The organism is Nocardia amamiensis, from assembly GCF_015477605.1.
GTDB lineage: Bacteria > Actinomycetota > Actinomycetes > Mycobacteriales > Mycobacteriaceae > Nocardia > Nocardia amamiensis_A.
Genome location: NZ_JADLQX010000014.1, coordinates 14,566 through 40,511, shown reverse-complemented (window position 1 = coordinate 40,511; position 25,946 = coordinate 14,566). Strand labels below are relative to the sequence as shown.

The following is a 25,946-nucleotide window of genomic DNA, read 5'->3' as shown; positions in this document are numbered from 1 at the left end:
GGGAAGGCAACCCTGGGGCGAATCACCTTGCCCACCCTGCACACGCCGTGTGGTCGGCATGGCGCGCCCGTTCCGGCACGGACGCGCCGTCGAACTCACTTGCCGCGGAACTCGGGCGCGCGTTTCTCGAAGACCGCCTTGATCGCTTCGGTCAAGTCCTCCGAGGGCAGGAATGCGGCATTCCACGCCGAGACGTAGCGCAGGCCCGCGGCGACCTCGTCCTTGCGCCGCTGATCCAGCACATCCTTGACGCCCTGCACGACCAGCGGCGGGTTCGCGGCGATCTCGCGCGCGGTGGCGTGCGCCGCGTCCAGCACCGCCTCCTGATCCGGGAAGACCTCGTTGACCAGGCCGATCCTCTCCGCACGCGCGGCATCGATGTCCTTGGCGGTGTAGGCGAGCTCACGCAGGTGCCCCTCGCCGATGATGCCGGGCAGCCGGTGCAGCGACCCGATGTCGGCGACGATCGCGACCTTGGCCTCGCGCAGGCTGAACTTCGCGTCGGCGCTGGCGTAGCGGATGTCGGCGGCGGCGATGAGGTCCAGCCCACCGCCGATGCACCACCCGGAGATCGCGGCGATCACCGGCTTGCGGCTGTCCGCCACCGCCGTGACCGAAGCCTGCATACCGCGGATCTCGGTCAGGAAGTCGGTGCGCGGCGCGGCCAAGGCCCGATCGGCCAGCAGCGGGCCGAACGTGCCGCTCATCGCGGGCAAGTCGAGACCGTAGGAGAAGTGCTTCCCGGAACCGGTCAGCACGATCGCGCGGACCTCGGGGTCGGTGTCCAGCGCCTGGAAGATCTCCGGCAACTCGCGCCAGAAATCCGGGCCCATCGCATTGCCCTTGCCAGGGCCGGTCAGCGTCACCTGCGCGACGTTGTCCTTCGTTTCGACGGTAAAAGCCTGCCAATCTGTCATTTGTACAGCGTATCGAGAGAAAATGAGATCGGAACTCCGGGCCGGGACCTTCCGGCATGCAGGACGCACCGCGCAAACGTCGCAACGTGTAAATCCTGTGCAAATTAGCAGCAGCGCACTGGTTCCCGGTTCGGCCGAGGCCGGATCATGGTCGAGTCAGCAAACTTTGGATTCATCGGGTTCGGAGGAGATCATGCTGATGCATCGCGGAATCGGCCTCGACCGGTTCAATGAAATGCCGCGTGGCCGCGCGATTCACGCACTGTACGAATGCTGTTACAACGTCACCTGGGCGGCGAAGCTCGCCGATGCTCGCCCCTACCCGGACCGGGACGCGCTGCTCACCAAGGCGGATGCCGAACTCCTCGCCCTCTCCCAACGAGATGTCGAGCGCGCCTTCGAAGCGCTTGTGCACGAGCAGGTCTCATCGCACGACCTGGCCCAGCTCGCGCGGATCACCCGTGCGCGGATCTCCGGGATGCTCGGGCCGGTCGAGGGATATCCGGAATACTGAGCCGGCGCGACTCGCGCGGCGTACCGCCCGCAATCGCTCTACCCTGGTGAGATGCGCAGGTCGTCATTGCCACCGGTCGCCTGCCGGGTCGCCGATACCCTCATCGCCCGAGGCCACCACGGCCTGATCATGGCCCAGCCGGAGCCGACGCACACCGCCACAGACGCCGCCCGAGCGCTGGGCGTCGACGTGGGCGCGATCACGAAATCGCTGGTCTTCCTGCTCGATGACGACCCGGTACTGCTGCTGGTCTCGGGCGCGCACCAGGTCGACCTGGCGAACACCAGCGCGCGCCTGGAGGGCACGCTGACCCGCGCCCCGGCCAAGCTGGTGCGCGAGGTCACCGGTCAGCCGATCGGCGGTGTCGCACCGGTCGGCCATCCGACCAACCTGCCGACCTGGGTGGACAACGCGCTGTCGCGGCATCGCGAACTCTGGGCCGCCGGCGGGCACCCGAACACTATTTTCCGCACGTCGTTCCGGGAGCTGCTGCGGATCACCGCGGGTCTTCCGATCGACGTCGACTGACCGGTGGACGGCCTCCAGCACCACGCGCTCCGCGCCGGCTCGGCGATCCGGCGTAGTTTCGTCCTGTGACAGAAGCACCACGGCCCGAGACGGAACTCCAGGTTCCCGATGATCTGAGCGGCATCACCGCCGAGCAGTATCGCGCCTCCATGCGCCACTACCCCGCGGGCGTCACCGTCGTCACGCTCAGTTCGCCGCGCGGGCCGGTCGGCTTCACCGCCACCTCCTTCGCGTCGCTGTCGCTCGACCCGCCGCTGGTCTCGTTCAACATCGCGCACACGTCCTCCAGCCTGACCGCCATGCTGGACGCCGAATCCGTCGTCATCCACTTCCTCGGCGAACACCAGCAGCACCTGGCCCACCGGTTCTCGCGCGCCGCCGAGGAGCGATTCACCGACCGCTCCCTGTGGACCTCCCTGGACACCGGCGAGCCGGTCCTGCACGGCACCCCCATCTGGCTGCGCACCACCGTGCACCAGCTCATCCCCATCGGCGACCACACCTTCGTCGTCGGCCTGGTCACCCGGGTCCACGACAACACCGACGAAGAGCCCGCCGCGGCCCCGCTCCTGTACTACAACGGCCGCTATTACCGCCCGACGTTGCTGGGCGACTGATGGAATAGGCGGCTGCCTCGCTGCAGCCGCGTACTTGGATCTCGGCGCGACATCAGGCGCCGTCCAAGGCGCCGAATCCGATGTCGACCGGAAAGGGGTCGGTCAGCCGGAGCACCTCCTGGTGGGTCTCGGCCAGCCGGTAGCTGCGGCTCGCCCAGTCGAGGCGGTACTCCTGGATGATCTTCACTGTGCGATCGGCGGCCAGGTGCACGATCAGATAGATCGGGATCCCCTCGTTCGCATACTCCGCGCACTTGTCGACGGTGTCGGTGTACTCCGATCCCGGCGAGACGACCTCCCCCACCAGAAGTACGTCCGCGGTCGTCAGTTTCCGATCGCCGTCGATGCACCGGTACAGCGCGACATCCGGGCGGCGAAACGAGAAGCCCGGGCTCGCCGGACGGCTCCGGACGTAGTACATCTCGAAATCGGTCACCACGCCGGTGCACGGCTCATCGGGGCTCGCCTGCTCCAAAGCGTTCGCCAGCCGCCGGGCCACGTTGTTGTGCTGGAAGGTTCCGCTGCGGCACACGATCACGTGGCCGTCGACCACCTCGATCTGCCGCTGCACATCTTCCGGGAGCGCGTCGTAGCCCTCCTCCGTGATGAGGAGAGCGCCCGGATCGGTGGCCCAGACTGGCAGCATGCTCATAGGTCCACCTCGAGGTCGGGTTGCCGGATACGCCGATACTATCCGGCAACGCCGCTCGGACCGCGTCGTCAGCCGATCAGGCAGGGGGCCGCGCCGGTGGGGGTGGTGGAGGTGAACGGGCGGGTTTCGGGGGTGGGGTTCCACAGGCCGTTCGTAGCGGCGTAGTCCCAGGTTGGGCCGGTGGTCACGAGGGTGGACACGGCGTCGATCAGGCGGTCCACGTCGGCGGACGTGGTGCCGAGGCCGATGCTGGCGCGCAGGGCGCCGTCCAGGCCGAGGCGGGCGAGCAGCGGGTGGGCGCAGAAACGTCCGTCGCGCACGCCGATGCCGTGTTCGGCGGAGAGGTAGGCGGCGACATGACCGGGAGCGAATCCGTCGAACGCGAAGGCGACGATGCCGACCGAGTCGGGGCTGTCGGACCAGATGCGCAGCAGGCGCACGCCCGGGATCGCGGCGAGGCCGTCGCGGAGTCGATCGGCGAGCCGTTTTTCGTGGGCGGCAAGGGTTTCGGCATCGATGGCACAGAGCGCGTCACAAGCGGCGGCCAGCGCGGCGGCGCCGAGCACGTTCGGCGACCCGGCCTCGTGCCGCTGCGGAGCGGGCGCCCACTCGGTCTCGGTAATGCTCACCTCGCGAACCGCCCCGCCGCCGGATAGGTAGGGCTGCGCCGCGTCGAGCCAATCGCGCTTGCCCACCAGCACACCGGCGCCGAAGGGCGCGTACAGCTTGTGGCCGGAGCAGGCCAAGTAGTCGATTCCGATGTCGCGCAGGCTGATCCGCCGGTGCGGCGCCAGCTGGGCCGCGTCGACCAGGATCCGGGCGCCGCACTGGTGCGCGATGGTGGCCAGCCGCTCCAGCGGAAGCACCTCACCGGTGACGTTCGACGCGCCGGTCACCGCGAGCAACGCGGCCGGCTTGCTGCACAACTCGGCGACCAGCCTGCCCACGGTCTCCTCGACGGTGTCGGCCGCCTGCACGACGCGGCGGCCGTGCCTGGTCCACGGGAGGAAGTTCGCGTGGTGCTCGATATCGAGCACCACCGTGTCGCCTGGCACGCAGGACGCGAGCAAATTCAGCGAGTCGGTGGTATTGCGGGTGAACACCACCACCTGGTCGTCGGCGGCGTCGAGGAACTCGGCCACCGATCCGCGGGCGGCCTCGTAGCACTCGGTGGAGATCCGCGAAGCGTAACCCGCGCCGCGGTGCACGCTCGCGTAGAACGGCAGCAGCCGCTGCACGCGGTCGGTGACCTCCACCAACGCCGGCGCGCTCGCCGCGTAGTCGAAGTTGGCGTAGGTCGCCGTTCCGCCCTGCACAAGCGGCACCAGCAGTTCGTCGCCGGAGACCCGGGCTAGTGCGGCACAGGTGCTGTCGACAGCAATAGTCATCACGTGAATCCCGTCGGCTCAGGGACCCGCGATCGCATGATTCGCCGAGTCCGCGCTTGCCGCGCCCGGTTGGGCGTCGGCCGGGTCGTCACCCGGAGCACCCCACCGCGGAGGAGGGTTGCCGACCAGCAAGCCGGGGCTTAGCGCTGGCACTCATGACCTGACCCGAGACTGGCAGAAGCGGCCCGGCGCTGTCAACCGCGTGCCAACCCGAGCCGGCGCATCCCGATCGGGACATGGCAACAGACCCGAGTCCTCGCAAGCACACTCGCGATCCGTATCACTACCTGACCAAGTCCTACGGGCGCCGTTCACAATCGAACCCACATCAACCGAATCGCACTTGCCTCGAATACATCACGCCTCCCGCATCCGTTTTGGCGCAGGCTCGGCGCCCCATCCACGACAAAGCCACAATTGACCAAACGAAGCAAACATGCAGCAGCGCCCCAGAACCCGCAGGAATCAGCGCTCGCCTGTCAGATAACCACAGCGGACCGAACTTTTTCCGGCAGCAAAACCAAGCGTTATCTGTTTGCAGCCAGTGACGCCCCGATTCGAAATCTGTCAGCTAGATGGTCAGCCCTGACGGTCCGCGTTCTCCAGCTAGCAGCGAGCAGCGGAGTCCGATCGCGGTCGCCGCCGATCCGACCGCGCCGGCTCCACCGCCGCTCTCGACCGAAGCGAGACGAGCATCACCTGTTCGAGCAGCGCTGCGGGCGCCGCGGGAACAAACCCAGTACCGTGGACAACTGGCCAATCGGGGCATTTGCCCTTTGGTAACCCCACTATGGCGCGACGACGGAAAGTATGAGGCAGGTCGATGGGAGGTTCGCTGAGCACCATGCTCCGAACAGAGGTCGACGCGCCGGCGCGCCCGTTGTCGCGGGGCGACCGTGCGCCCCAGGCGAGGACGCTGGTCGACATCCTCACCGCTACGGCACTCGCGCATCCCGACACGCCGGCCATCGATGACGGCCAGGTGGTGCTGTCCTACCTCGAACTGGTCGTCGAGGTGGAGAAGACCATGGCCCGCCTCGCCACCGCGGGCGTTCGTCCCGGCGACCGGGTCGGCGTGCGCATGCCGTCCGGTACCCGCGGGCTCTACGTCACCATCCTCGCGATCCTCTACAGCGGCGCCGCCTACGTGCCGGTCGACGCCGACGACCCGGACGAGCGCGCTCAGCTGGTCTTCGGCGAAGCCCAGGTCACCGCGATCGCCACCGCCGACGGCATCGAAACGACAGCCGCCGGTATCCGCGCCGCGGAGCAGCACGAGGGTGCGGACACCTGGTCGACGCTCCCGACCCCGCGAGACGACGCCTGGATCATCTTCACCTCCGGATCGACCGGAACCCCGAAAGGCGTTGCGGTCACGCACCGCAACGCCGCCGCGTTCGTCGATGCCGAAGCCGACCTGTTCCTCCGCGACGCCCCGATCGGCCCCGGCGACCGGGTCCTCGCCGGTCTCTCGGTCGCCTTCGACGCCTCCTGCGAGGAGATGTGGCTGGCCTGGCGCAACGGCGCCTGCCTGGTGCCCGCACCGCGCGAGCTGGTACGAACCGGCGCCGACCTGGGCCCCTGGCTGGTGCGGCGAGAGATCAGCATCGTCTCGACGGTGCCGACCCTGGCGGCGACCTGGCCGGTCGAGGCGCTCGAGGCGGTGCGCCTGCTGATCTTCGGCGGCGAGGCCGTCCCGCCCGAACTCGCCGAACGCCTTGCCGGAGACGGTGATTCGACTCGCGAGGTATGGAACACCTACGGCCCCACCGAGGCCACGGTCGTCGCCTGCGCCGCACAGCTGAACGGCCAGTGGCCGATCCGCATCGGGTTTCCGCTCAACGGCTGGGATCTCGTCGTGGTGGATCAGGCGGGAAACCCGGTGGCGGAGGGCGAATCCGGTGAATTGGTGATCGGCGGGGTCGGCCTGGCGCGCTATCTCGACCCGGTCAAGGACGCGGAGAAGTACGCGCCGCTGCCCTCGGTGGGCTGGGACCGCGCTTACCGCAGCGGTGACCTGGTCCGGAACGACAGTGCGGGCCTGGTCTTCCTGGGCCGCGCCGACGATCAGATCAAGCTCGGCGGCCGCCGCATCGAACTCGGCGAGATCGACAACGCGCTCCAGCATCTTCCCGGGGTCACCGGTGCCGCCGCCGCGATCCGAACCACCCAGGCGGGCAATAAGTTACTAGTCGGCTACCTCACCGGCCCCGGACCGGACTTCGATGCCAAGGCCGCGAGAGCCGTACTCACCGAACAACTTCCGGCCCCGCTGGTCCCCCGGCTCGCGGTGGTCGACGAGCTACCGACTCGCACCTCCGGCAAGGTCGATCGCGACGCGCTGCCGTGGCCGCTACCGGGCGCCGCGGAGGACGACGACGACAACGACCTGACCGGCACTGCGCAGTGGGTTGCCGGACTGTGGGATTCGATTCTGGGCGGAGAGGTCGGCGATATCGACGCCGACTTCTTCGAATTGGGCGGCGGCTCGCTCGCGGCCGCACAGCTGGTCACCGCCCTGCGCGAACGCTATCCGCAGATCGCCGTCGCCGATGTCTACGACCACCCGCGCCTCGGCGCGCTGGCCGACCTGCTGGAACAGACCACGCCCGCGGTGGCCGTCGCCGAACGGGCGGTACGCCCGACGCCGCCGGGCGCGCAGGCGGCGCAGGTGCTCGCCACCATCCCGCTGACCACGCTCACCGGCCTGCAGTGGCTCACCTGGCTGGCGATCGTCGGCAATATCGCGGCTTGGTCCGGCTCGCTGCCGTGGCTGCCGCAGCTGTCCTGGTGGTGGACGCTGGTCGCGTTCGCACTGTTCATCTCACCGCCCGGCCGCATGGCGATCTGTGTGGCGGGCGCACGGCTGCTGCTGCGCGGCGTCCGGCCGGGCCGCTATCCGCGCGGTGGCTCGGTGCATCTGCGCCTGTGGGCGGCCGTCCGCCTGTCCGAGGCCAGCGGCGCCGAGAACCTCTCCGGCGCACCGTGGATGGTGCCGTTCGCGCGGGCGCTCGGCGCGAAGATCGGCGAGGGTGTCGACCTGCACACCCTGCCGCCGGTGACCGGCATGCTGGAACTCGGCGACGGATGCAGCGTCGAGCCGGAGGTCGATCTGTCCGGTTATTGGATCGACGGCGACGTGGTGCACCTGGGCCCGATCACCATCGGGCCCGGCGCGGTGGTCGGCTCGCGCTCGATCCTGCTGCCCGGTACCAGGATCGGCAAGAACGCCGAGGTGGCGCCGGGCTCCGCGGTGTCGGGCAAGGTGAAGGCGGAACAGGAGTGGGCGGGGTCGCCCGCGGTGAAAATCGGCAAGGCGCAGCACCGCTGGCCGCCGCAGACCCCCGAGCGGGCCCGGCACTGGGTCGGCATCTTCGGCGTCACATCGATGGCGTTGGCCGCCATGCCGATTCTGGGCCTCGGCGCGGGCGGAGCGTTCGTCGCCTGGTTCGTCCGCGATACCCGGACGCTCGGGGAGGGCGTTGTCCGCGCCTTCGCGATCCTTCCCGTCGCGACCCTGCTCAGCCTCGGCCTGTACGCGGCGGCGACCATCGTCGCGGTCCGGCTGCTGAGCATCGGCCTGACCGAGGGCTACCACCCGGTGCGCAGCCGCGTCGGCTGGCAGGCGTGGGCCACCGAGCGACTGCTGGATTCCGCACGCACCTTCCTGTTCCCGCTGTACGCGAGCCTGCTCACGCCGTTGTGGCTGCGCCTGCTCGGCGCGAAGGTCGGCAAGAGCGTCGAGGCGTCCACGGTGCTGTTGCTGCCGAAGTTCACCACCGTGGCCGACGGCGCCTTCCTGGCCGACGACACCATGATCGCGGGTTACGAACTCGGCGGCGGCTGGCTGCGCATCGGCGAGGCCAAGGTGGGCAAGCGCGCTTTTCTCGGCAACTCCGGGATGACCGCCCCCGGCCGCCGCGTCCCCAAGAACGGGCTGGTCGCGGTGCTGTCGGCGGCGCCGTCCAAAGCGAAGGCGGGCTCGTCCTGGCTGGGCAGCCCGCCGGTCCGGCTGCGCCGGACGGCGGAGAACACCGACACCGCACGGACCTTCGACCCGCCCGCCCGCCTGCGCATCGCCCGCGCCGTCGTCGAAACCTGCCGGCTCTTCCCGGTGCTGGTGACTTTCGCCATCGGACTCGGCGTGCTGTGCACGCTGGCCTGGCTCGCGCAAACGTTCGGCCACCTGGCCGCCGGGCTGCTCAGCGGTGTGGTGCTGCTGACCGCCGGTGCCGTCGCGGGCGCGAGCGCGGTCGCCGCCAAATGGTTGCTGGTTGGGCGGATCGGCACCGAGGAACACCCGCTGTGGAGTTCGTTCGTGTGGCGCAACGAGGTCTCCGACACCTTCGTGGAAACGGTTGCCGCGCCGTGGTTCGCCCGCGCGGCGACCGGTACGCCCGTACTGAATCTGTGGCTTCGCGGGCTCGGCGCGACCATCGGCCGCGGGGTATGGTGCGAGTCCTACTGGCTACCGGAGGCGGACCTGGTGACTCTCGGCGACGGCGCGACCGTCGAACGCGGCTGCGTGGTGCAGACCCATCTGTTCCACGATCGGATCATGGCCATGGACAGCGTCACCCTTGGCGCCGGGGCCACCCTCGGGCCGCACTGCGTCGCGCTCCCCGCCTCGGCTATCGGCGACGGCGCGACCATCGGCCCGGCCTCGCTGGTCATGCGCGGTGACACCGTGCCCGCGTCGACGCGCTGGTGGGGCAACCCGATCGCCCCCTGGTTCACAGGCGACCCCGGAGCGAGCTGATGGCGGGCAAGTTCTACGAAGCCCCCATCGATGAGTACCTACCGCAGAACGGCAATCGCGGGTACCGGGTCTCACGATACGAACTGGAGCTGAGCTATCGGGTCGCTGGTAACCGGCTCACCGGACGCGCCACGATCACCGCGGTGACCACCGCTACTCACCCGCGGTTCGCGCTCGACCTCGCCCAAGCGCTCACCGTCGCGAAGGTGTTCGTCAACGGAACCAAGGCCGCCAAATTCACCCATCAGCACGGCAAATTGGTGATCACCCCGCAGCAGCGGATCCCGGCGGGCGGCGCGCTGTCGGTGGTGGTGCTGTACGGCGGTATCCCGAAGCCGGTGCGCGGACCATGGGGCGAGGTCGGCTGGGAGGAGCTCACCGAGGGCGCGCTCGTGGCCAGCCAGCCCAATGGCGCGGCTTCCTGGTTTCCCTGTGACGACCACCCGAGTTCCAAAGCGAGCTACCGGATTTCGATCACCACCGATTCGCCGTACTACGCACTGGCCAACGGCACCCTGCTGCGCAAGCAGACCAAGGCCAGCCAGACCACCTGGGTCTACGAGCAGCCCGAGCCGATGCCGAGCTACCTGGCGACCATCCAGATCGGCCACTACCGCAAGCATCGCATCGGTTCCGTACACGCTCCGGTGCCGATGCAGGCCATCCTTCCGGCCCGACTGCGCGCGAACTTCGACCACGACTTCGCCCGGCAGCCGAAGATGCTCGAGGTCTTCACCGAGAAGTTCGGCCCCTACCCGTTCGAGGGCTACACGGTGGTCGTCACCGACGACGAGCTGGAGATCCCGATCGAGGCGCAGGGCATCTCCATCTTCGGCGCCAACCACTGCGACGGCCGCCGCGGCGCCGAGCGGCTGGTCGCACACGAGCTGGCCCATCAGTGGTTCGGCAACAGCTTGACCATCCGGCAGTGGCGCGATATCTGGCTGCACGAAGGTTTCGCCTGCTACGCGGAATGGATCTGGTCCGAAGCGGCGGGCGGGCCCACCGCCGACCAGTTGGCGCGCGCCGCGCGGCACAATCTGTCCCGCCAGCCGCAGGACATCGTCGTCGGCGACCCAGGACCGCGGCGCATGTTCGACGACCGCGTCTACAAACGCGGCGCGCTGACCTTGCACGCGCTACGCCTCGAGCTCGGCGACTCGACGTTCTTCAACCTGCTGCGCGAGTGGACCATCCGCTACCGCCACTCCTCGGTGACCACGGAGGAATTCACCGACCTCGCGGGACACTACAGCCTCGTGCCGCTGCGGCCGCTGTGGGAAAGCTGGCTGCTCGCCGAACCGCTGCCCCAGCTGCCGCCGCACGGCGGCGCGTCGATCGCCTGATCAGAACACCAGATAGCGCGCGGCGAGTTCTTCGACGAGCGGATCGTCCTCCGCGACGTTCGCCAGCGCGTCGAGATCGGTCTCCACGGCGATCAGCCGCGGGTCGTCGTGCTCGGTGTCGAGGGGTCCGTCCTCGGCGAGCTGGCGCAGCAACTTCTCCTGCACCCTTGTCTTCAGCGAGTCGTTCATATTTGGAACTTGCCTCCACGCATGGCGGCTACACCGGTGTAAGCATGGTTCCCCACGGCGTATTGCGCAGCACGGTGTAGACCGCCAGCAATCCGAAAAATGTCCACATGGTGGTCCGGCTGATCGACGGCAGGCGCATCGCCTGGCCGCGCCAGGCCCGGATGGTCCAGTCCGTCACCCACACCGCGAACGCGAGCACCAGGGGAATCGCGAGCAGATTGCTGTGCAGGGCATCGACGATCTGGCCGTCGGTGAGGTTGTGCACGGCGCGCATGCCGCCGCAGCCGGGGCAGTACCAACCGGTCAGCGCGTAGACCGGGCAAGTGCCGTAGGAGCCTTCGACATGGGGATCGCGCAGGTGCAACAACACGCCGACACCCACGCCGACACCGGCCACCAGGAGCGGCAGTGCCGCTCCGCGCCAGCCGGTCCGCTGCTCGGTCTCCGTACTCCGCTCGGCCTCCGCGGCGGTCGCGGATCCGTCCGCGGCTGCAGCGGATCCCGGGGCAGTGTGCGCGATGTCCACAGCATCAACCGTAGCCGTGTTCGTCGCGCCGCGCCCAGCTACTCCGGCTGGGCGAAACGCAGCACGTTGCCGGATGGGTCGACCAGCTCGAACCCCGGCCCACCGGGGCCGTCCTCGGGGCTGCCCGGTTCGGCGTAGCCATAGCTCTTGCCCGCCAACTCCGCCTGCCAGGCGAACACGTCGTCCACCGCGATCCATACGACGCTGCCGGGCGTGCCGTCGCCCTGATGCTCGCTGAGATGAATCGTCGCTCCGGCCCGTGAGATCTGCGCGTACAGCGGGAACCCAGCGCCGAAGCGGTGCTCCCAGTCGACGGCGAAACCCAAGCAGTCCCGATAGAACTCGAAGGTCCGCGCGACATCGAACATGCGCAGCACGGGTATCGGCGGTTCGAAACGGATCTCCTTGTTGACCACGCCGTGATTGTGGCACCGGGGGGCGGACAAGATCGGTGCCGAAATGATCTTTTGATCGGAGTGAATTCGGGGTACTTCTTAGTACAAGCCAGGAATTCCGTCATCGAGCGCTTGCACTAGCAAGCACCCTTGCTTGCACTGTACGGTGACGGAGGACACAAAGGAGTGCTCGATGCTGGTGAAGTCGATGAGGACGCTGGCGGACGCGCGCAATGGCGCGCTGACCGCTGCTTACCGTGCCGGACTGCGGTCTCGCACCTTCCGGACGGCGTCTCTGAACGCCCCCACCGCCCCATGTGCGGTCATCCCGGTCACTACGAAGGACAGCGCCCGCCTCCGCGTGCACGCCTACGGTCCCGCCGATGCCGACGTCATCGTCCTCATCCACGGCTGGAGCTGCAGCATCGAGTACTGGAATCCGCAGATCAACGCCTTCGCCGACCGATATCGAGTGGTGTGCTACGACCAGCGCGGCCACGGCGCGAGCGAACTCGGCAAGACCACCCCGGGCAAGGAAACGATGGCCGACGACTTGGCGGCCGTCCTGTCCGCCACGCTGCGCCCAGGCCGGCGCGCGGTGCTCGTCGGGCACAGCATGGGCGGAATCACCGTGCAGGCGTGGGCTTCCGCCTACCCGGAGCAGGTGCGGCGGCAGGCCGCCGCGGCCGTGCTGCTGAACACCAGCTCGGGCAACATCCGCTACGACACCGATCTGCTCCCGCTGCTGAACAAGCCGCTGACTTTGGCCGACCGGCCGCTCACCGTACTCGGCGCCACCGTACGGATGCCGATAATCGTGGCCGAGACCCTGCTCACCGCCCCGGTGCCGCTGCCGGGTGGTTGGCCGGCCAGCGCGCTGCTCAAAGCGCGCATCATGACCGAGCAGGCCACCGCGGACCAAGTCGAGTTCGCCCTCGGCATCGTGCGGTCCTGCCGACCGCTCACCCGCGGCAGGCACGCCGCGGCGCTCGCCGACATCGATCTCGCCGAGGCTGCCGCGTCGCTTACGGTGCCAACCACGGTGATCGCGGGCCTGCACGATCGATTGCTGCCCGAGCGCATGTCGCGCCGCATCGCAAATGCGCTCCGCGACACCGGTCATCTCGCCGCGTACCACGTATGGCCGACTGGGCACCTGGGAAATATCGAAGCCGCAGACCGCTTCAACGCGGAATTGGCGAGCATCGCCGAGCGCGTCCACCTGCGTTCCGTAGCAGCCGGCTGATCCACCGCCGCGCGCTGGACGGAAGACGTTCTCCTGGGCCGGTCAACGGCGCCCGGCCCAGGAGTAACGGCTTGCGTCCCTTCGGCTTACCCCCATCCCACACCCGCGCCCACTCGCGGTAGCCCTCCCCATGGACGGCAAGACGCGGACGCCGAACTTCGCCACGCTGGTTAACATTCTGCGAATCGCGAGCGAAACATGGGCAGACAGTTCGGCCCCTATGACAGAGCGGAGCAGCGGTGAAGGGCTATCGCGGAATAACGGCAGTGGCTTTGGCCGCTGGGGCACTCGCGCTGACCGCCCCGACCTCGTCCGCGCTTCCCGTCGGCGTCACACCGGCACGCACGCTCTGCGGAGGCGGCGGTACCGGCATCGGAATGATTGCGGCGCAGTACGATCCCGCGCGCAACTCCTCCGAGAATCCAACGTTATGGATCCGTCCGGAGTTCGTCTTCGCCCCCGACTCGCCAGGCGCGTCCTGCGGCGCGGAGGTCACGGTGTATTGGCGGAACTCCGACACCGGCGAGTTCGGCGGTCTCCCACCGGTCTGGCTCGGCGACGACACGCCATCCGGCGAGAACGTCCACGGCAATTGGGTGCCGATCACCATCCCGTCGGGTCTCGGCCGAGCCGAAGTGCTGATCGCGACCGATTACCCACACGTCCCCGGCAAGGGAACATTCGTCGTCACGTAGTCCGCGCGGGTCGTAGATTTCCTCCCCCTTGGCGCATCGCCGGTCCGGGCTTGGGAATGAATGCGGTGGTCGAGCGGTAGAACAACCTATGAAGCTCGACGATGACGCTCGCGCACTCATCGGTTCCGGTGCCGACGCAACGCTGGTCACCATCAACCCCGACGGCAGCCCTCAGGTATCCGTCGTCTGGGTGGCCCTGCAATCCACGCCGGACGGCGACGAGCTGGTCACCGCTCACCTCGGCGTCTACCGGAAGATCCGCAACGTCCGCCGCGACCCGCGCGTCGCGGTCACCATCCTCTCCCCCGAACGCGGCGAGGTGATGCGCCCGTACTTGTCGATCACCGGCACCGCCCGCGTCGTCGAGGGCGGCGCCCCCGAGCTGCTCACCGAACTCGCCAAGACCCTGGCCAGCCCGACGGCGAAGTTCCCGCCGGAAGACGCTCCGCCCGGCTACCTCACCCGCATCCGCATCGACAAGGTCGGCGGCATCGGCCCCTGGGCATCCTGACGACACGTCCCACATGACTCCCGGCACCGAACGAATCCGGGCGACATAGCCGCAGACTCTTGACTCGTTCCAGAAAACGGACAAGACTTCCTTGCGTGGCAACAGCCTCGGAGTTCCAGCAAATGCTGCGCGGAGTTTCGCTGCGTGTGACCCGTCTCCGGGTCGCCGTGCTGAGCGCGGTGCACGACCACCCGCACGCCGACACGGATTCGATCATCCGCGCCGTGCGGTCCGGGCTGCCCGAGGTGTCCCATCAGACGGTGTACGACTCGTTGAACGCGCTCACCGCCGCAGGCCTGGTCCGGCGTATTCAGCCGTCCGGTTCCGTGGCACGTTACGAGTCGCGGGTCGGCGACAACCACCACCACGTCGTTTGCCGGGCATGCGGGGTGATCGCCGACGTCGACTGCGCCGTCGGCGAGGCCCCCTGTCTGACCGCGTCCGATGATCACGGGTTCTCGATCGACGAGGCCGAGGTCATCTACTGGGGCCTGTGTCCCGACTGTGTAGAAGTACAGGCTTCTCTACCGCATCCGTGATCGCAGCCCATCACTCATTCAGGAAGGAATGCTGTGTCATCCGATAGCCGCCCACCCAATCCTGACACCAGAACTCAGAGCGCGAGCGAGAGCGAGAACCCGGCCATCCCATCCCCGACGGCGAAGACGGAGCATCGCCCTCGCAGCAACAAGGACTGGTGGCCGGAGCAGATCGATGTCTCGCTGCTGCACGCCCACTCGTCCAAGGCCAACCCGCTGGGCGAGGACTTCGACTACCCCGAAGAGTTCAAGAAACTCGACGTCGATGCCCTCAAGGCCGACGTCGCGGCAGTCATGACCAACTCGCAAGACTGGTGGCCCGCCGACTACGGCCACTACGGCGGCCTGTTCATCCGGATGAGCTGGCATGCCGCGGGTACCTATCGCATCGCCGACGGCCGCGGCGGTGGAGGTCAGGGCGCCCAGCGCTTCGCGCCGCTCAACAGCTGGCCGGACAACGCCAATCTGGACAAGGCTCGCCGGCTGCTGTGGCCGGTCAAACAGAAGTACGGCAACAAGATCTCCTGGGCCGACCTGCTCGTGTTCGCAGGCAACGTGGCCTTGGAGTCGATGGGCTTCAAGACCTTCGGCTTCGGTTTCGGCCGCCCGGACATCTGGGAGCCGGAAGAGGTCTTCTGGGGTCCGGAGGACACCTGGCTCGGCGACGAGCGCTACAGCGGCGACCGCGAACTGGCGAAGCCGCTCGGCGCGGTCCAGATGGGCCTGATCTACGTGAACCCGGAAGGCCCCAATGGTCAACCGGATCCGCTGGCCGCTGCCCGCGATATCCGCGAGACGTTCGGCCGCATGGCGATGAACGACGAGGAGACCGTCGCACTGATCGTCGGCGGCCACAGCTTCGGTAAGACCCACGGTGCCGGCGATGCCGACCTGGTCGGCGCCGAACCGGAAGCCGCCCCGCTCGAGCAGCAGGGCCTCGGCTGGAAGAGCGCCTACGGCACCGGCAAAGGTAAGGACGCCATCACCAGCGGCCTGGAGGTCGTCTGGACCGCCACCCCCACCAAGTGGGGCAACGGCTTCCTGCAAAACCTGTACGGCTACGAGTGGGAGCTGACCAAGAGCCCCGCCGGGGCATGGCAGTGGAAGCCGAAGGATGGCGCCGGAGAGGGTGCCATCCCTGACCCGTTCGGTGGGCCCGCGCGAACCCCGACCATGCTCACCACGGACCTGGCGCTGCGGGAAGACCCGATCTACCGGGAGATCACCCACCGCTGGCTGGATCACCCGGAAGAGCTGTCCGAGGCGTTCGCCAAGGCGTGGTACAAGCTGCTGCACCGCGACATGGGGCCGGTCAGCCGCTATCTCGGGCCGTGGGTTCCCGAGCCGCAACTGTGGCAGGATCCGGTTCCCGACGTCGACCACGAATTGATCGACGAGCAGGACATCGCGGCACTGAAGAGCAAGGTCCTCGAGTCCGGCCTGTCCATCGCGCAGCTGGTCAAGACCGCGTGGTCGTCGGCGGCCAGCTTCCGCAGCACCGACAAGCGCGGCGGCGCCAACGGCGCTCGGATCCGGCTGGAGCCGCAGAAGAACTGGGAGGTCAACGAGCCTGCTGAGCTGGACAAAGTGCTGCCGGTGCTGGAGCAGATCCAGCAGAACTTCAACAGCTCGGCCTCCGGCGGCAAGAAGGTCTCGCTTGCCGACCTGATCATCCTGGCCGGGTCCGCGGCCGTCGAGAAGGCGGCCAGGGACGCGGGGCACGACCTCACGGTGCCGTTCGCGCCGGGGCGGACGGACGCGACGCAGGAGAACACCGATGTGGAGTCGTTCGCGGTGCTCGAACCGCGGGCCGACGGGTTCCGTAACTACGTGCGGACCGGCGAGAAGGCTCCGCTGGAGCGCCTGCTGCTCGACCGGGCGTACATGCTGGACTTGACCGCTCCGGAGCTGACGGTGCTCATCGGCGGCCTGCGCGCCTTGGGCGCCAACTACGGCGGCACCGAACACGGTGTGTTCACCGACCGGCCCGGCGTGTTGACGAACGACTTCTTCGTCAACCTCCTCGACCTGAACACGGAGTGGAAGCCGTCCGAGTCGGCGGAGAACGTCTACGAAGGCTTCGACCGGCCCTCCGGCCAGGCCAAGTGGACAGCCACCGCCAACGACCTCATCTTCGGGTCGCACTCGGTGCTGCGAGCGCTGGCCGAGGTGTATGCGCAGCATGACGCCAAGGAAAGGTTCGTGAACGACTTCGTCGCCGCGTGGGTCAAGGTGGTCAACAACGACCGGTTCGACCTCGCCTGATCTGATCGATGAGTTCCAGGCCGGCCCTTCGGGGCCGGCCTGGATACGTTCGGAGTTCGGCGACATGTGGCTGGCACTGGCGCCACGCGCCGGTTGGTAATCGAATTCTCCGACACGCCCTCGATGTTTTACCGGCAGAATTCGGGGCCCTGGTTCATAAGTACCAGCTTGATGATGGTGCATACGAGCCCCGTCGTACCGCTCGCCGAGCCGCTGTCGCCGGCGTCCACCAAGGACGCGGACGGAGTGGGCTGCGGAATCTCGGCCTGCGCGGTCGCAGCGGGTGACAGCACAGCGACGGTCAACAGCGCGCCGATGGTGAGCCGAGTGATTCGAGTCATGCCGAATCTGCCTTTCTCTCTTGAGTTTTCGGTCCGCTGAGGCGTACCGCTAGGACCATCGTCGGCTCTACTTCGGCCGTTACCGTGGTGTTACTCAGCGCTGCCGTTCGAGCGTCATCAACTTCGAGCCACGCCGCTGGGTCGCGCGGACAGCCTGCCGGGCTGCCGCTGTGAACGCATTGAAGCCGTTGTCACCAACGTGGCAAGACGTGGGGCAGCGTGATGCGGTGGCGAGGGGTTGGACGGATTGTTCCGGGACCAAGCGTGTCGAAGCCGGCACCGGTGCGGAAACCAGGAAAAAGATGGAGCCGCCTGGGGGAATCGAACCCCCGACCTTTTCATTACGAGTGAAGCGCTCTACCGACTGAGCTAAGGCGGCGTGCCTTTCGGCCAAGCGAGTCTATCGTCTCGGGGCCGGATCGCGAAAACGGGTGGTCATGGGGTCACCTGGACTGGGCCGCGATCAGGGCTGCGGCCATGGCGGCGAGGGCGAAGCGGGGTTTGACGTTCAGGTCGAGCGCCGTACGGCAGGCGAGGACGGCCTCGATGGACTGGAGCAGGCCCTCGGGCCGCACGCGGGCGGCCAGGTCGTGGATCTGGTCGGACAGGTCGGGGTGGGTGAGCGCGATGCCGGAATCGCGGCGGGCGGCGCCGAACCGGACGGCGAGCGCGTCGCGGTAGACGCCCGCCACGTCGATCAGGGCGCGATCGAGGGCGTCGCGGCCGGTGCGGGTGGCGCGGGATTTCTGCCGTCGCTCCAAGTCCTTCAATACGCCGGCGGAACCACGGGTGGCACTCGCCGCGCCTTTTCCGGTGCCGCCCGCGCCCAGCGCCGTGGCGAGCTCCTCCCGTTCGCGTTCGTCGCGGGCCGCGCTCATCTGCTTGGCCTCGTCGTCGGCCGCGCGCACCAGTTCGTCAGCGGCGGCGTAGGCAGCTCCCGGCTTGCCGACGGCGGCGACCAACGCCAGTGCCCGCTGGCGGCGGGCACGCGCCTCTTCGTCGGTGGCGAGCCTGCGGGCCCGCCCGACGTGCCCGCCACTGATGGAGGCGGCCCAGGTCGCGGTCTTCTCGTCGAGCTTGTCGCGTTCCAGGAGCACCCGAGCGATGGCGGGCACCGACGGCGTAACCAGGTGCACATGCCTGCACCGGGAGCGCAGCGTGATCGAGATGTCCTCCGGATCCACCGAGGGCGCGCACAGCAGGAACACCGTCCGGTCCGGCGGCTCCTCGACCACCTTGAGCAGCACGTTGCCCGCCGCCTCGGTCAACCGGTCGGCGTCCTCGATCACCACCACCTGCCAGCGGCCGGTACTCGGCCTGCGCGCGGCGACCTGCACGATCTCGCGCATCTCCTTGGTACTGATGCTCAATCCCTCGGGCACCACCCGGCGCACGTCGCCGTGCGTGCCCGCCATGGTGGTGGTGCAGGCGTGGCAGCTGCCGCACCCGGGAGCCTGCGGGTCGGTGCATTGCAATGCCGCCGCGAAGCACAGCGCCGCAACAGATCTGCCGGACCCCGGCGGGCCGGTGAACAACCACGAATGGGTCATCGCGCCATCGATCACGCCCGCGCGCGCCGCGACGGCGGCAGCCGTCAACTCGGACTCCACCGCCTCCTGGCCGACCAACCGATCGAAGACACCCGCCACGCCGTACACCCTAGCCGCCTGCACCGACACCGCCGCCGGGCGTCGGCGCATCGGAACCGCGAGCTAGGCGGCGCGCTGCCGCGTACTGTTCGCGCCGTCCAGCGCCTCGCGGATGATGTCGGCGTGCCCGGAATGGTGCGCGATCTCCCGCAGAATGTGCAGGACGGTATAGCGCACGGACTGCCAGATCCGCTCCGGCGTCCACGGCGCCGTCGGCGTGGGAATCGAGCTGTCGAGGCTGTCCACCGAACGGATCAGCTCGGCCGTTGCCGCGGCGACTCCGTCCCAGGTGGCCAGCAACCCGGACACAGTCTCGTCGGACGCCATGACGTACTCACCCTCGAACTTCGAGACGTCCAGTTCCGCGTGCTCGTCCCGGTGCACGATCACCGAGGTCCAGTGCCGTTCGCAGTTGATCAGGTGATGCAGTAGACCGCCGAGGGTCAGTTCGCTCACGGTGGTCCGCCGCCGCGCCTGCTCCTCATCGATCCCGCGCAGGGTGATGCGGAAAAGCTCGCGCTGGTCGGCGAGCATCGCGATCAGATCCTCGCGTTCCTGTTCGGTACTCACGGCGCTCACACTACGGCCGAAGACGAGCGTCGGGCACTCACGCCTTCCCGACGCCGGTCTTCTTCGCCGCCGCCTTCTGCGCCGTGGTCTTCTTGGCGACCGTCTTGGTGGTGGTCGCCTTCTTGGCGGCCGTCTTCTTCGCCGCTGTCTTCTTGGCGGGGGCCTTCTTCGCCGCTGTCTTCTTGGCGGCCTTCTTCACCGGCCCGCGTGCCCGCCGATCGGCGAGCAGCTCCATAGCCCGCTCCGGGGTGATCGACTCGATCTCGTCGCCCTTGCGCAGCGTCGCGTTGGTCTCGCCGTCGGTGACGTACGGGCCGAAGCGGCCGTCCTTGATCACCATCGGCTTGCCGGTGGCCGAGTCGGTGCCGAGCTCACGCAGCGGGGCCGAGTTCGAAGCCTGCCGTCCGCGGCGCTTGGGCTCCGAGTAGATCTTCAGGGCCTCCTCCAGCGTCACGGTGAAGATCTGGTCCTCGGTGTTCAGCGACCGCGAATCGGTGCCCTTCTTCAGATACGGGCCGTACCGCCCGTTCTGCGCTGTGATCTCCTCGCCGTTGGCCGGGTCGGTGCCGACCACACGCGGCAGGGACAACAACTTGAGCGCGTCGTCGAGCGTGATGGTGGCCAGTTCCATGGATTTGAAGAGCGATCCGGTGCGCGGCTTCGGTGCGGCGGCCTTCTTCGCGTTCTTCTTCGCGGGCTCCTGCCCCTCCTCGACCTGCGGCTCGGGCAGGATCTCGGTCACGTACGGCCCGAAACGACCTTCCTTGGCGACGATCTCGTGCCCGGTCTCGGGGTCCACGCCGAGCGCACGGCCTTCCTGCGGCGTCGCGAACAGCTTCTCGGCGACCTCGGGGGTCAGCTCGTCCGGCGGGAGATCGTCCGGCAGATTGGCTCGCTGCGAGACCGAATCGCCTTCCGGATCATCGGGATTCGGGACCATCCGCTCCAGGTACGGCCCGTACTTCCCGACCCGGACCACGACGTCGCGTCCGTCGGCGTCACTGAACAGCTTGATGGAGTTGATCTCTCGGGCATCGATGTCGTCGAGCCGGTCGCCGACCATCCTCTTCAGCCCGCCCGAGCGCGCGACCGAACCCTCGACGCCGTGATCGCCGCCGAAGTAGAAGCTGGACAACCAGTTCCCGCGCTGTTCGCGTCCACCAGCGATGGCGTCGAGATCGTCCTCCATGGCCGCGGTGAAATCGAAGTCGACCAGGCGGCCGAAATGTTCTTCCAGCAGGCCGATCACAGCGAACGCCACCCAGGACGGCACCAGTGCGCTGCCGCGCTTGTACACGTACCCGCGGTCGAGAATCGTCTTGATGATCGACGCATACGTCGACGGACGACCGATGCCGAGTTCTTCGAGCGTCTTGATCAGCGACGCCTCGGTGTAGCGGGCGGGCGGATTCGTGGTGTGCCCGTCGGGGTTCAGCTCGACCGCGGTGACCGCTTGGCCCTGCTCCAGGGCGGGAAGCCGGGATTCGGCATCGTCGGACTGACCGCCCGTCTCCTCGTCCACGCTCTCCACATAGGCCTTGAGGAAGCCAGGGAAGGTGATGGTGCGACCGGAGGCGGAGAACACGCACTCCTCGCCGGTACCGGCGACGCCGGTGATGCGCAGGGTCAGCGTGGTGCCCTTGGCGTCGGCCATCTGCGAGGCGACGGTGCGCTGCCAGATCAGCTCATACAGGCGGAACTCGTCGTTGTCCAAGCGCGAGTGCAGCTGCCCGGGCGTGGCGAACGTATCGCCCGCCGGGCGGATCGCCTCGTGCGCCTCCTGGGCGTTCTTCACCTTGCGGTTGTATTGCCGCGCGGTCGGGTGCACGTACTCGGCGCCGTAGAGCTGGGTCGCCTGCGAACGGGCCGCGGCGATGGCCGACTCCGACAGCGTGGTCGAGTCGGTGCGCATGTAGGTGATGTAGCCGTTCTCGTACAACCGCTGCGCGACCCGCATGGTCCGCTCGGAGCTGAAACGAAGCTTCCGCCCCGCCTCCTGCTGCAGCGTCGAGGTCATGAACGGCGGATACGGCTTGCGGCTGTACGGCTTGGCCTCCGCGGAGGAAACCACCAGGTCGGCCCCGTCCAGCGCCTCGGCGAGCCGCCGTGCGTAGCCTTCGTTCAGCACCACCACGCCGTTGGTGGCCTTGAGCTGGCCGTCCGGACCGAAATCCCGCCCGGTAGCGACCCTGGCGCCGTCGACGGTGACCAACCGGGCCCCGAAGGTCCTCGGATTGGTCGTCTCGCCTCCCTCGCCGGTGCCGGCGTCCAGCTTGGCGGCGATGTCCCAGTACTCGGCGGAGCGGAACGACATCCGCTCGCGCTCACGCTGCACGATCACCCGGGTGGCCACCGACTGCACGCGGCCCGCCGACAGCCGTGGCATGACCTTCTTCCACAGCACCGGGCTGACCTCGTAGCCGTACAGCCGGTCCAGGATACGGCGGGTCTCCTGGGCGTCGACCAGGTCGCTGTCGAGCTCGCGGGTGTCCGCCGCGGCGGCCTGGATGGCGGGCTCGGTGATCTCGTGGAACACCATCCGCCGGACCGGCACCTTCGGCTTGAGCGTCTCCAGCAGGTGCCAGGCGATGGCCTCGCCCTCGCGGTCGGGGTCGGTGGCCAGGTAGAGCTCGTCAGCGTCCTTCAGCAGGCTCTTGAGCTCGGTGACCTTGGCCTTCTTGTCCGGGCTCACGACGTAGATGGGCTCGAAATCATTGTCGACGTCCACGCCGAGACGCGCCCAGGACTGCCCTTTGTACTTGGCCGGGACATCGGCCGCGCCCCGCGGCAGGTCCCGGATATGACCGACCGACGCCTCGACCGTGTAGTTGCGACCGAGGTACGGCGCGATCTTGCGGGCCTTGGTCGGGGACTCGACGATCACGAGACGACGCAGGGGACGGCCCTGGTCGGCTGCACCGCGGTCTCGTGTTGCCACCGGCGAATACACCTTTCCTGATCGACCCGCGCTGCGTTGTTTCCGCTGTGCGCGGCTGGGGGTAAGCGGCTGCGACGGCTGTACGTCGCCACCAGACACGTTTATACCGTGACGCCGCGTGTGGTCGAGTGCTTCCGACTCGAACCACTGAGGGTACGCGCGTCAGTTCGAACCAGTATGCCCTGTCTTTTCGCCACCTCTGCGCGGCGGCGTGCTCGACGGGCGTTCCGCCCAGTTCGCGCGGGCCGTGTCTACCCCAGCAGATATAGCTCGTCCCCCACCCCGTTTCCGGCGGTGAGGGACGAGCGGTGGATCTTGCGCCGCTCAGCTGAGCGCACGCACTCCGGTGGCCTGCGGGCCCTTCGTGCCCTGGCCGACCTCGAATTCGACCTTCTGGTTCTCCTCGAGGGTGCGGAAGCCCGAACCCTGGATCTCGGAGTAGTGGACGAAGACGTCAGCGGAGCCGTCCTCGGGCGCGATGAAGCCGAACCCCTTCTCCGCGTTGAACCACTTCACAGTTCCCTGTGCCATTCTGTTCCTTCTCTTTTCTTACCGGAACGGCGGACAACTGGGTTCGTCCACCGGGTCCGTTCCGACCGCTGTACTGTTGGTTCCCCCTGCAGGAAAGCACCAAGCACACCGTTCGCAACATCGATCCTGCTGACGGTTTGGACTTTGGATCCGTCCCTCGAACACAGAAGCTTGCGACCAGGAACCAGTGAACCATGTCTCCGGGCAATTCAACAGTCGAGTTACCGACAATTTGCAAAAAAGTTGATCTTGCGAATGCGCAGGTGAGGGACACAATGGCGGAATCCGGACTTGCAGTTCGTTTGCCTTCTGATAACCGAGTCGACGTTCGGCAATCCAGCTGTGACCCAGGTCGCTATTGGGTATCGAAATGGCAGGTGGCGCTTCCCGGACGCACACGTTTCACACTTTCCGAGCGTGTTGCGGGGATCGGCTCGTGAATCCAGCGGGCTCGGCGCCCCGCGCGCAGCCGCGAACCGACCTCGGCTACGGCGCATCGTTGCTGAATCGTGTCCTAGCCGGAGTGCCGCACGAGGACCCCAGGCTGACCCATGTCGTCGAGTTGCCGCCCCGGGCAGCCGATCGCACCGCCTGGCCCGCATGGGTATCGCCGGAAGTGATCACCGCGTTGCGCGACGCGGGCGTCGACGCGCCCTGGAGTCATCAGGCCGAGACGGCGGGCCTGGCTTTCGAAGGCAAACACGTGGTCGTGAGCACCGGTACCGCGTCGGGCAAGTCGCTCGGGTACCAGCTTCCGGTGCTCACGACGCTGCAAACGGATCCGAAAGCCACCGCGCTGTACCTGGCCCCCACGAAGGCGCTCGGCGCCGATCAACTGCGTGCCGTCGGGGAACTGACCCACGAAGGTCCGCTGCGGGATATCCATCCAGCCACCTACGACGGCGATACGCCGGCCGAGATCCGGCAGTGGGTGCGCGCCAACGCGCGATGGATTTTCACCAATCCCGACATGCTTCACCTGGGCATACTGCGGTCACACCAACGCTGGGCACGCGTGCTGCGCCGGCTGCGCTATGTGGTCGTGGACGAGTGCCATGCGTATCGCGGGATCTTCGGCTCGCACGTCGCCCTGGTGCTGCGCAGACTGCGGCGCATCGCCGCGCGATACGGCGCCGATCCGGTGTTCGTGCTGTGCTCGGCGACCACGGCGGAACCAGCGGCGGCCGCGTCCCGGCTGATCGGCGCGCCCTGTACGGCGGTCACGCGAGACGGCTCACCACAGGGTCCGCGCACCGTCGCGCTCTGGGAACCGCCGCTTCTCACCGCGGTGACCGGCGAGAACGGCGCTCCGGTGCGCAGGGGTGCCACCGCGGAGGCGGCGCGGATCATGGCGGACCTGGTGGCCGAAGGGGCGCGGACCTTGACCTTCGTCCGCTCGCGCCGAGCCGCCGAGCAGACCGCGATCGATGCCAGGAGGCTGTTGGCCGAAGTCGATCCCGACCTCGCCGCACGTGTGGCGTCCTATCGCGCGGGCTACCTGGCGGAGGACCGGCGCGACTTGGAGGCAGCGTTGTCGGACGGGTCGCTGCTGGGTGCTGCTACGACCAACGCACTGGAACTCGGCGTCGATATCGCGGGGCTGGATGCCGTGGTCATCTCGGGTTTTCCCGGTACGGTCGCATCGTTCTGGCAGCAGGCCGGGCGGGCGGGACGGCGTACCCAGGGATCGCTGGTCGTGCTCGTGGCGCGGGATGACCCACTCGACACCTACCTGGTCCACCACCCGGACGCGCTGCTGGACAAACCGGTCGAGGCCACCATCACCGATCCGCGCAATCCCTACGTGCTCGGTCCGCAACTGCTGTGCGCCGCGTTGGAACTGCCGCTCACCGATACCGAGGTGGACGAGTTCGGCGCGCGTGAAGTACTGCCCGATCTGACCGCGAAAGGGCTGATCAGACGGCGCGGGGACCAGGAAAGCGCGCGATGGTATGTCACCGCGGAGACGCAGCCGCACGACGCGGTCGACGTCCGAGGTGGCATCGGCACGCCGGTGGCCATCGTGGACGGCGAGACCGGCAGGCTGCTGGGCACCGCCGACGCGGGACGGGCACAGGCAACGCTGCACCAGGGCGCCGTCCACCTGCACCAGGGTGAGACATACGTGGTCGACGAGCTGGACCTCCAAGATGGCGTGGCCTTCGTGCACGCGGCGGAACCGGGTTGGACCACCAGCGCCAGGCAGACGACCTCGATCACCATCGACGCGATGACCGAACACCACCGCCACGGTCACGTGACGACCGCTCTGGCGCAGGTACGGGTCACCAGTCAGGTGATCGGCTACCTGCGCACGCTGGCCACCGGCGAAGTGCTCGACCTCGTGGAACTCGATCTGCCCCCGCGAACTCTCCCCACCAGGGCGGTCATGTACACGGTGACACCGGAGTTGTTGGCCCTGGCGGGCATCGAGCCCCAGGACGCCCCAGGCGCGCTGCACGCGGCCGAGCACGCGGCGATCGGCCTGTTGCCGCTGGTGGCGACCTGCGACCGTTGGGACATCGGCGGCGTCTCCACTGCCGAGCATCCGGACACCGGGCTACCCACGGTCTTCGTCTACGACGGCCAAGCGGGTGGAGCCGGTTTCGCCGAGCGGGGGTTCGCCCAGCTGGGGTGGTGGCTCTCGGCAACCCTCGCGGCCATCGAGTCCTGCGGATGCACCGCAGGCTGCCCGTCCTGCGTCCAATCCCCCAAGTGCGGTAATGGGAACCACCCGCTGGACAAGGCCGGCGCGGCACGCCTGCTCACCGCGGTACTGGCCGCACTGTCCGACGGTGACGGCGCCTCCCTCGATTCGTGACGATGCGGA

At 68.1% G+C, this 25,946-nt stretch carries 22 protein-coding genes, 1 tRNA gene and 1 riboswitch; of the genes, 11 read left to right on the top strand and 12 right to left on the bottom strand.

The window, feature by feature from the left end:
- Positions 1-95 precede the first annotated feature (95 nt).
- A complete protein-coding gene (locus IU459_RS19345) occupies positions 96-917 on the bottom strand; it encodes a crotonase/enoyl-CoA hydratase family protein (RefSeq protein WP_195130950.1) in 822 nt (273 codons plus the stop codon).
- A 199-nt stretch (positions 918-1,116) separates the two neighbouring features.
- Between IU459_RS19345 and IU459_RS19340 the strand changes: the two genes are divergently transcribed.
- The 3 genes from IU459_RS19340 (at position 1,117) to IU459_RS19330 (ending at position 2,576) form a co-directional block, all read left to right on the top strand.
- Entirely contained in the window at positions 1,117-1,431 is a 315-nt protein-coding gene (locus tag IU459_RS19340; protein WP_228838171.1) for a 2-oxo-4-hydroxy-4-carboxy-5-ureidoimidazoline decarboxylase, read from the top strand.
- A 51-nt stretch (positions 1,432-1,482) separates the two neighbouring features.
- Complete coding sequence (locus tag IU459_RS19335) at positions 1,483-1,959, top strand: YbaK/EbsC family protein (RefSeq protein WP_195130948.1); 477 nt, start codon at positions 1,483-1,485, stop codon at positions 1,957-1,959.
- A gap of 65 nt (positions 1,960-2,024) precedes the next feature.
- Positions 2,025-2,576: a flavin reductase family protein gene (locus IU459_RS19330; RefSeq protein ID WP_369123098.1), complete on the top strand. Its 552-nt coding sequence runs from the start codon at positions 2,025-2,027 to the stop codon at positions 2,574-2,576.
- Between the two features lie 52 nt (positions 2,577-2,628).
- On the opposite strand, the gene IU459_RS19325 is transcribed toward IU459_RS19330, so the two are convergent.
- Complete coding sequence (locus IU459_RS19325) at positions 2,629-3,228, bottom strand: Uma2 family endonuclease (protein ID WP_195130947.1); 600 nt, start codon at positions 3,226-3,228, stop codon at positions 2,629-2,631.
- Between the two features lie 68 nt (positions 3,229-3,296).
- Positions 3,297-4,616: an aminotransferase class V-fold PLP-dependent enzyme gene (locus IU459_RS19320; RefSeq protein ID WP_195130946.1), complete on the bottom strand. Its 1,320-nt coding sequence runs from the start codon at positions 4,614-4,616 to the stop codon at positions 3,297-3,299.
- A gap of 47 nt (positions 4,617-4,663) precedes the next feature.
- Positions 4,664-4,777: riboswitch (SAM riboswitch) on the bottom strand.
- 683 nt (positions 4,778-5,460) lie between these two features.
- Here IU459_RS19320 and IU459_RS19315 point away from each other — a divergent pair.
- Both IU459_RS19315 and IU459_RS19310 read left to right on the top strand, forming a co-directional pair.
- Complete coding sequence (locus IU459_RS19315; RefSeq protein ID WP_195130945.1) at positions 5,461-9,375, top strand: Pls/PosA family non-ribosomal peptide synthetase; 3,915 nt, start codon at positions 5,461-5,463, stop codon at positions 9,373-9,375.
- Positions 9,375-10,721: a M1 family metallopeptidase gene (locus IU459_RS19310; RefSeq protein ID WP_195130944.1), complete on the top strand. Its 1,347-nt coding sequence runs from the start codon at positions 9,375-9,377 to the stop codon at positions 10,719-10,721. Before IU459_RS19315 ends, IU459_RS19310 begins: the two co-directional genes overlap by 1 nt.
- On the opposite strand, the gene IU459_RS19305 is transcribed toward IU459_RS19310, so the two are convergent.
- The 3 genes from IU459_RS19305 to IU459_RS19295 are packed head-to-tail and all read right to left on the bottom strand — an operon-like array spanning position 10,722 to position 11,852.
- Positions 10,722-10,910, bottom strand: a complete 189-nt coding sequence (locus IU459_RS19305; protein ID WP_195130943.1) for a hypothetical protein — start codon at positions 10,908-10,910, stop codon at positions 10,722-10,724. It abuts the gene before it with no gap.
- A 28-nt stretch (positions 10,911-10,938) separates the two neighbouring features.
- A complete protein-coding gene (locus tag IU459_RS38575; protein ID WP_324198936.1) occupies positions 10,939-11,436 on the bottom strand; it encodes a DUF2752 domain-containing protein in 498 nt (165 codons plus the stop codon).
- A gap of 38 nt (positions 11,437-11,474) precedes the next feature.
- Positions 11,475-11,852, bottom strand: coding sequence for a glyoxalase superfamily protein (locus IU459_RS19295; RefSeq protein ID WP_324198935.1), 378 nt, complete (start codon positions 11,850-11,852; stop codon positions 11,475-11,477).
- 172 nt (positions 11,853-12,024) lie between these two features.
- On the opposite strand from IU459_RS19295, the gene IU459_RS19290 reads away from it, so the two are divergent.
- The 5 genes from IU459_RS19290 (at position 12,025) to katG (ending at position 17,087) form a co-directional block, all read left to right on the top strand.
- Positions 12,025-13,077: an alpha/beta fold hydrolase gene (locus IU459_RS19290; protein ID WP_195130942.1), complete on the top strand. Its 1,053-nt coding sequence runs from the start codon at positions 12,025-12,027 to the stop codon at positions 13,075-13,077.
- Between the two features lie 266 nt (positions 13,078-13,343).
- Entirely contained in the window at positions 13,344-13,772 is a 429-nt protein-coding gene (locus tag IU459_RS19285; RefSeq protein WP_195130941.1) for a hypothetical protein, read from the top strand.
- A gap of 88 nt (positions 13,773-13,860) precedes the next feature.
- Positions 13,861-14,283: a PPOX class F420-dependent oxidoreductase gene (locus IU459_RS19280; RefSeq protein WP_195130940.1), complete on the top strand. Its 423-nt coding sequence runs from the start codon at positions 13,861-13,863 to the stop codon at positions 14,281-14,283.
- A 122-nt stretch (positions 14,284-14,405) separates the two neighbouring features.
- Entirely contained in the window at positions 14,406-14,822 is a 417-nt protein-coding gene (locus IU459_RS19275) for a Fur family transcriptional regulator (RefSeq protein WP_228838188.1), read from the top strand.
- Between the two features lie 33 nt (positions 14,823-14,855).
- Positions 14,856-17,087 (top strand): catalase/peroxidase HPI, encoded by a 2,232-nt coding sequence (katG, locus tag IU459_RS19270; protein ID WP_195130938.1) that lies wholly within the window; start codon positions 14,856-14,858, stop codon positions 17,085-17,087.
- Between the two features lie 128 nt (positions 17,088-17,215).
- Here katG and IU459_RS19265 read toward each other — a convergent pair whose 3' ends face one another.
- The 6 genes from IU459_RS19265 to IU459_RS19240 all read right to left on the bottom strand — a co-directional run bounded on the left by IU459_RS19265 (position 17,216) and on the right by IU459_RS19240 (position 23,116).
- The gene (locus tag IU459_RS19265) at positions 17,216-17,428 is read right to left on the bottom strand and encodes a hypothetical protein (protein WP_195130937.1); all 213 of its coding nucleotides are present in this window, start codon (positions 17,426-17,428) and stop codon (positions 17,216-17,218) included.
- Between the two features lie 303 nt (positions 17,429-17,731).
- Positions 17,732-17,807, bottom strand: a tRNA-Thr gene (locus IU459_RS19260).
- A gap of 64 nt (positions 17,808-17,871) precedes the next feature.
- On the bottom strand, positions 17,872-19,128 hold the full coding sequence (locus IU459_RS19255) for a DNA polymerase III subunit delta' (RefSeq protein ID WP_228838170.1): 1,257 nt from the start codon (positions 19,126-19,128) through the stop codon (positions 17,872-17,874).
- A 12-nt stretch (positions 19,129-19,140) separates the two neighbouring features.
- Positions 19,141-19,611, bottom strand: a complete 471-nt coding sequence (locus tag IU459_RS19250) for a mycothiol transferase (RefSeq protein WP_195131086.1) — start codon at positions 19,609-19,611, stop codon at positions 19,141-19,143.
- Positions 19,612-19,684: 73 nt separating this feature from the next.
- On the bottom strand, positions 19,685-22,531 hold the full coding sequence (gene topA / locus IU459_RS19245; protein ID WP_324198947.1) for a type I DNA topoisomerase: 2,847 nt from the start codon (positions 22,529-22,531) through the stop codon (positions 19,685-19,687).
- A 378-nt stretch (positions 22,532-22,909) separates the two neighbouring features.
- Positions 22,910-23,116, bottom strand: a complete 207-nt coding sequence (locus IU459_RS19240; protein ID WP_011206895.1) for a cold-shock protein — start codon at positions 23,114-23,116, stop codon at positions 22,910-22,912.
- A 436-nt stretch (positions 23,117-23,552) separates the two neighbouring features.
- Between IU459_RS19240 and IU459_RS19235 the strand changes: the two genes are divergently transcribed.
- Positions 23,553-25,937 carry a DEAD/DEAH box helicase gene (locus IU459_RS19235; protein WP_440446509.1) on the top strand — a complete coding sequence of 795 codons (2,385 nt, stop codon included), beginning with the start codon at positions 23,553-23,555 and terminating at the stop codon, positions 25,935-25,937.
- The last annotated feature ends 9 nt before the right edge of the window (positions 25,938-25,946 follow it).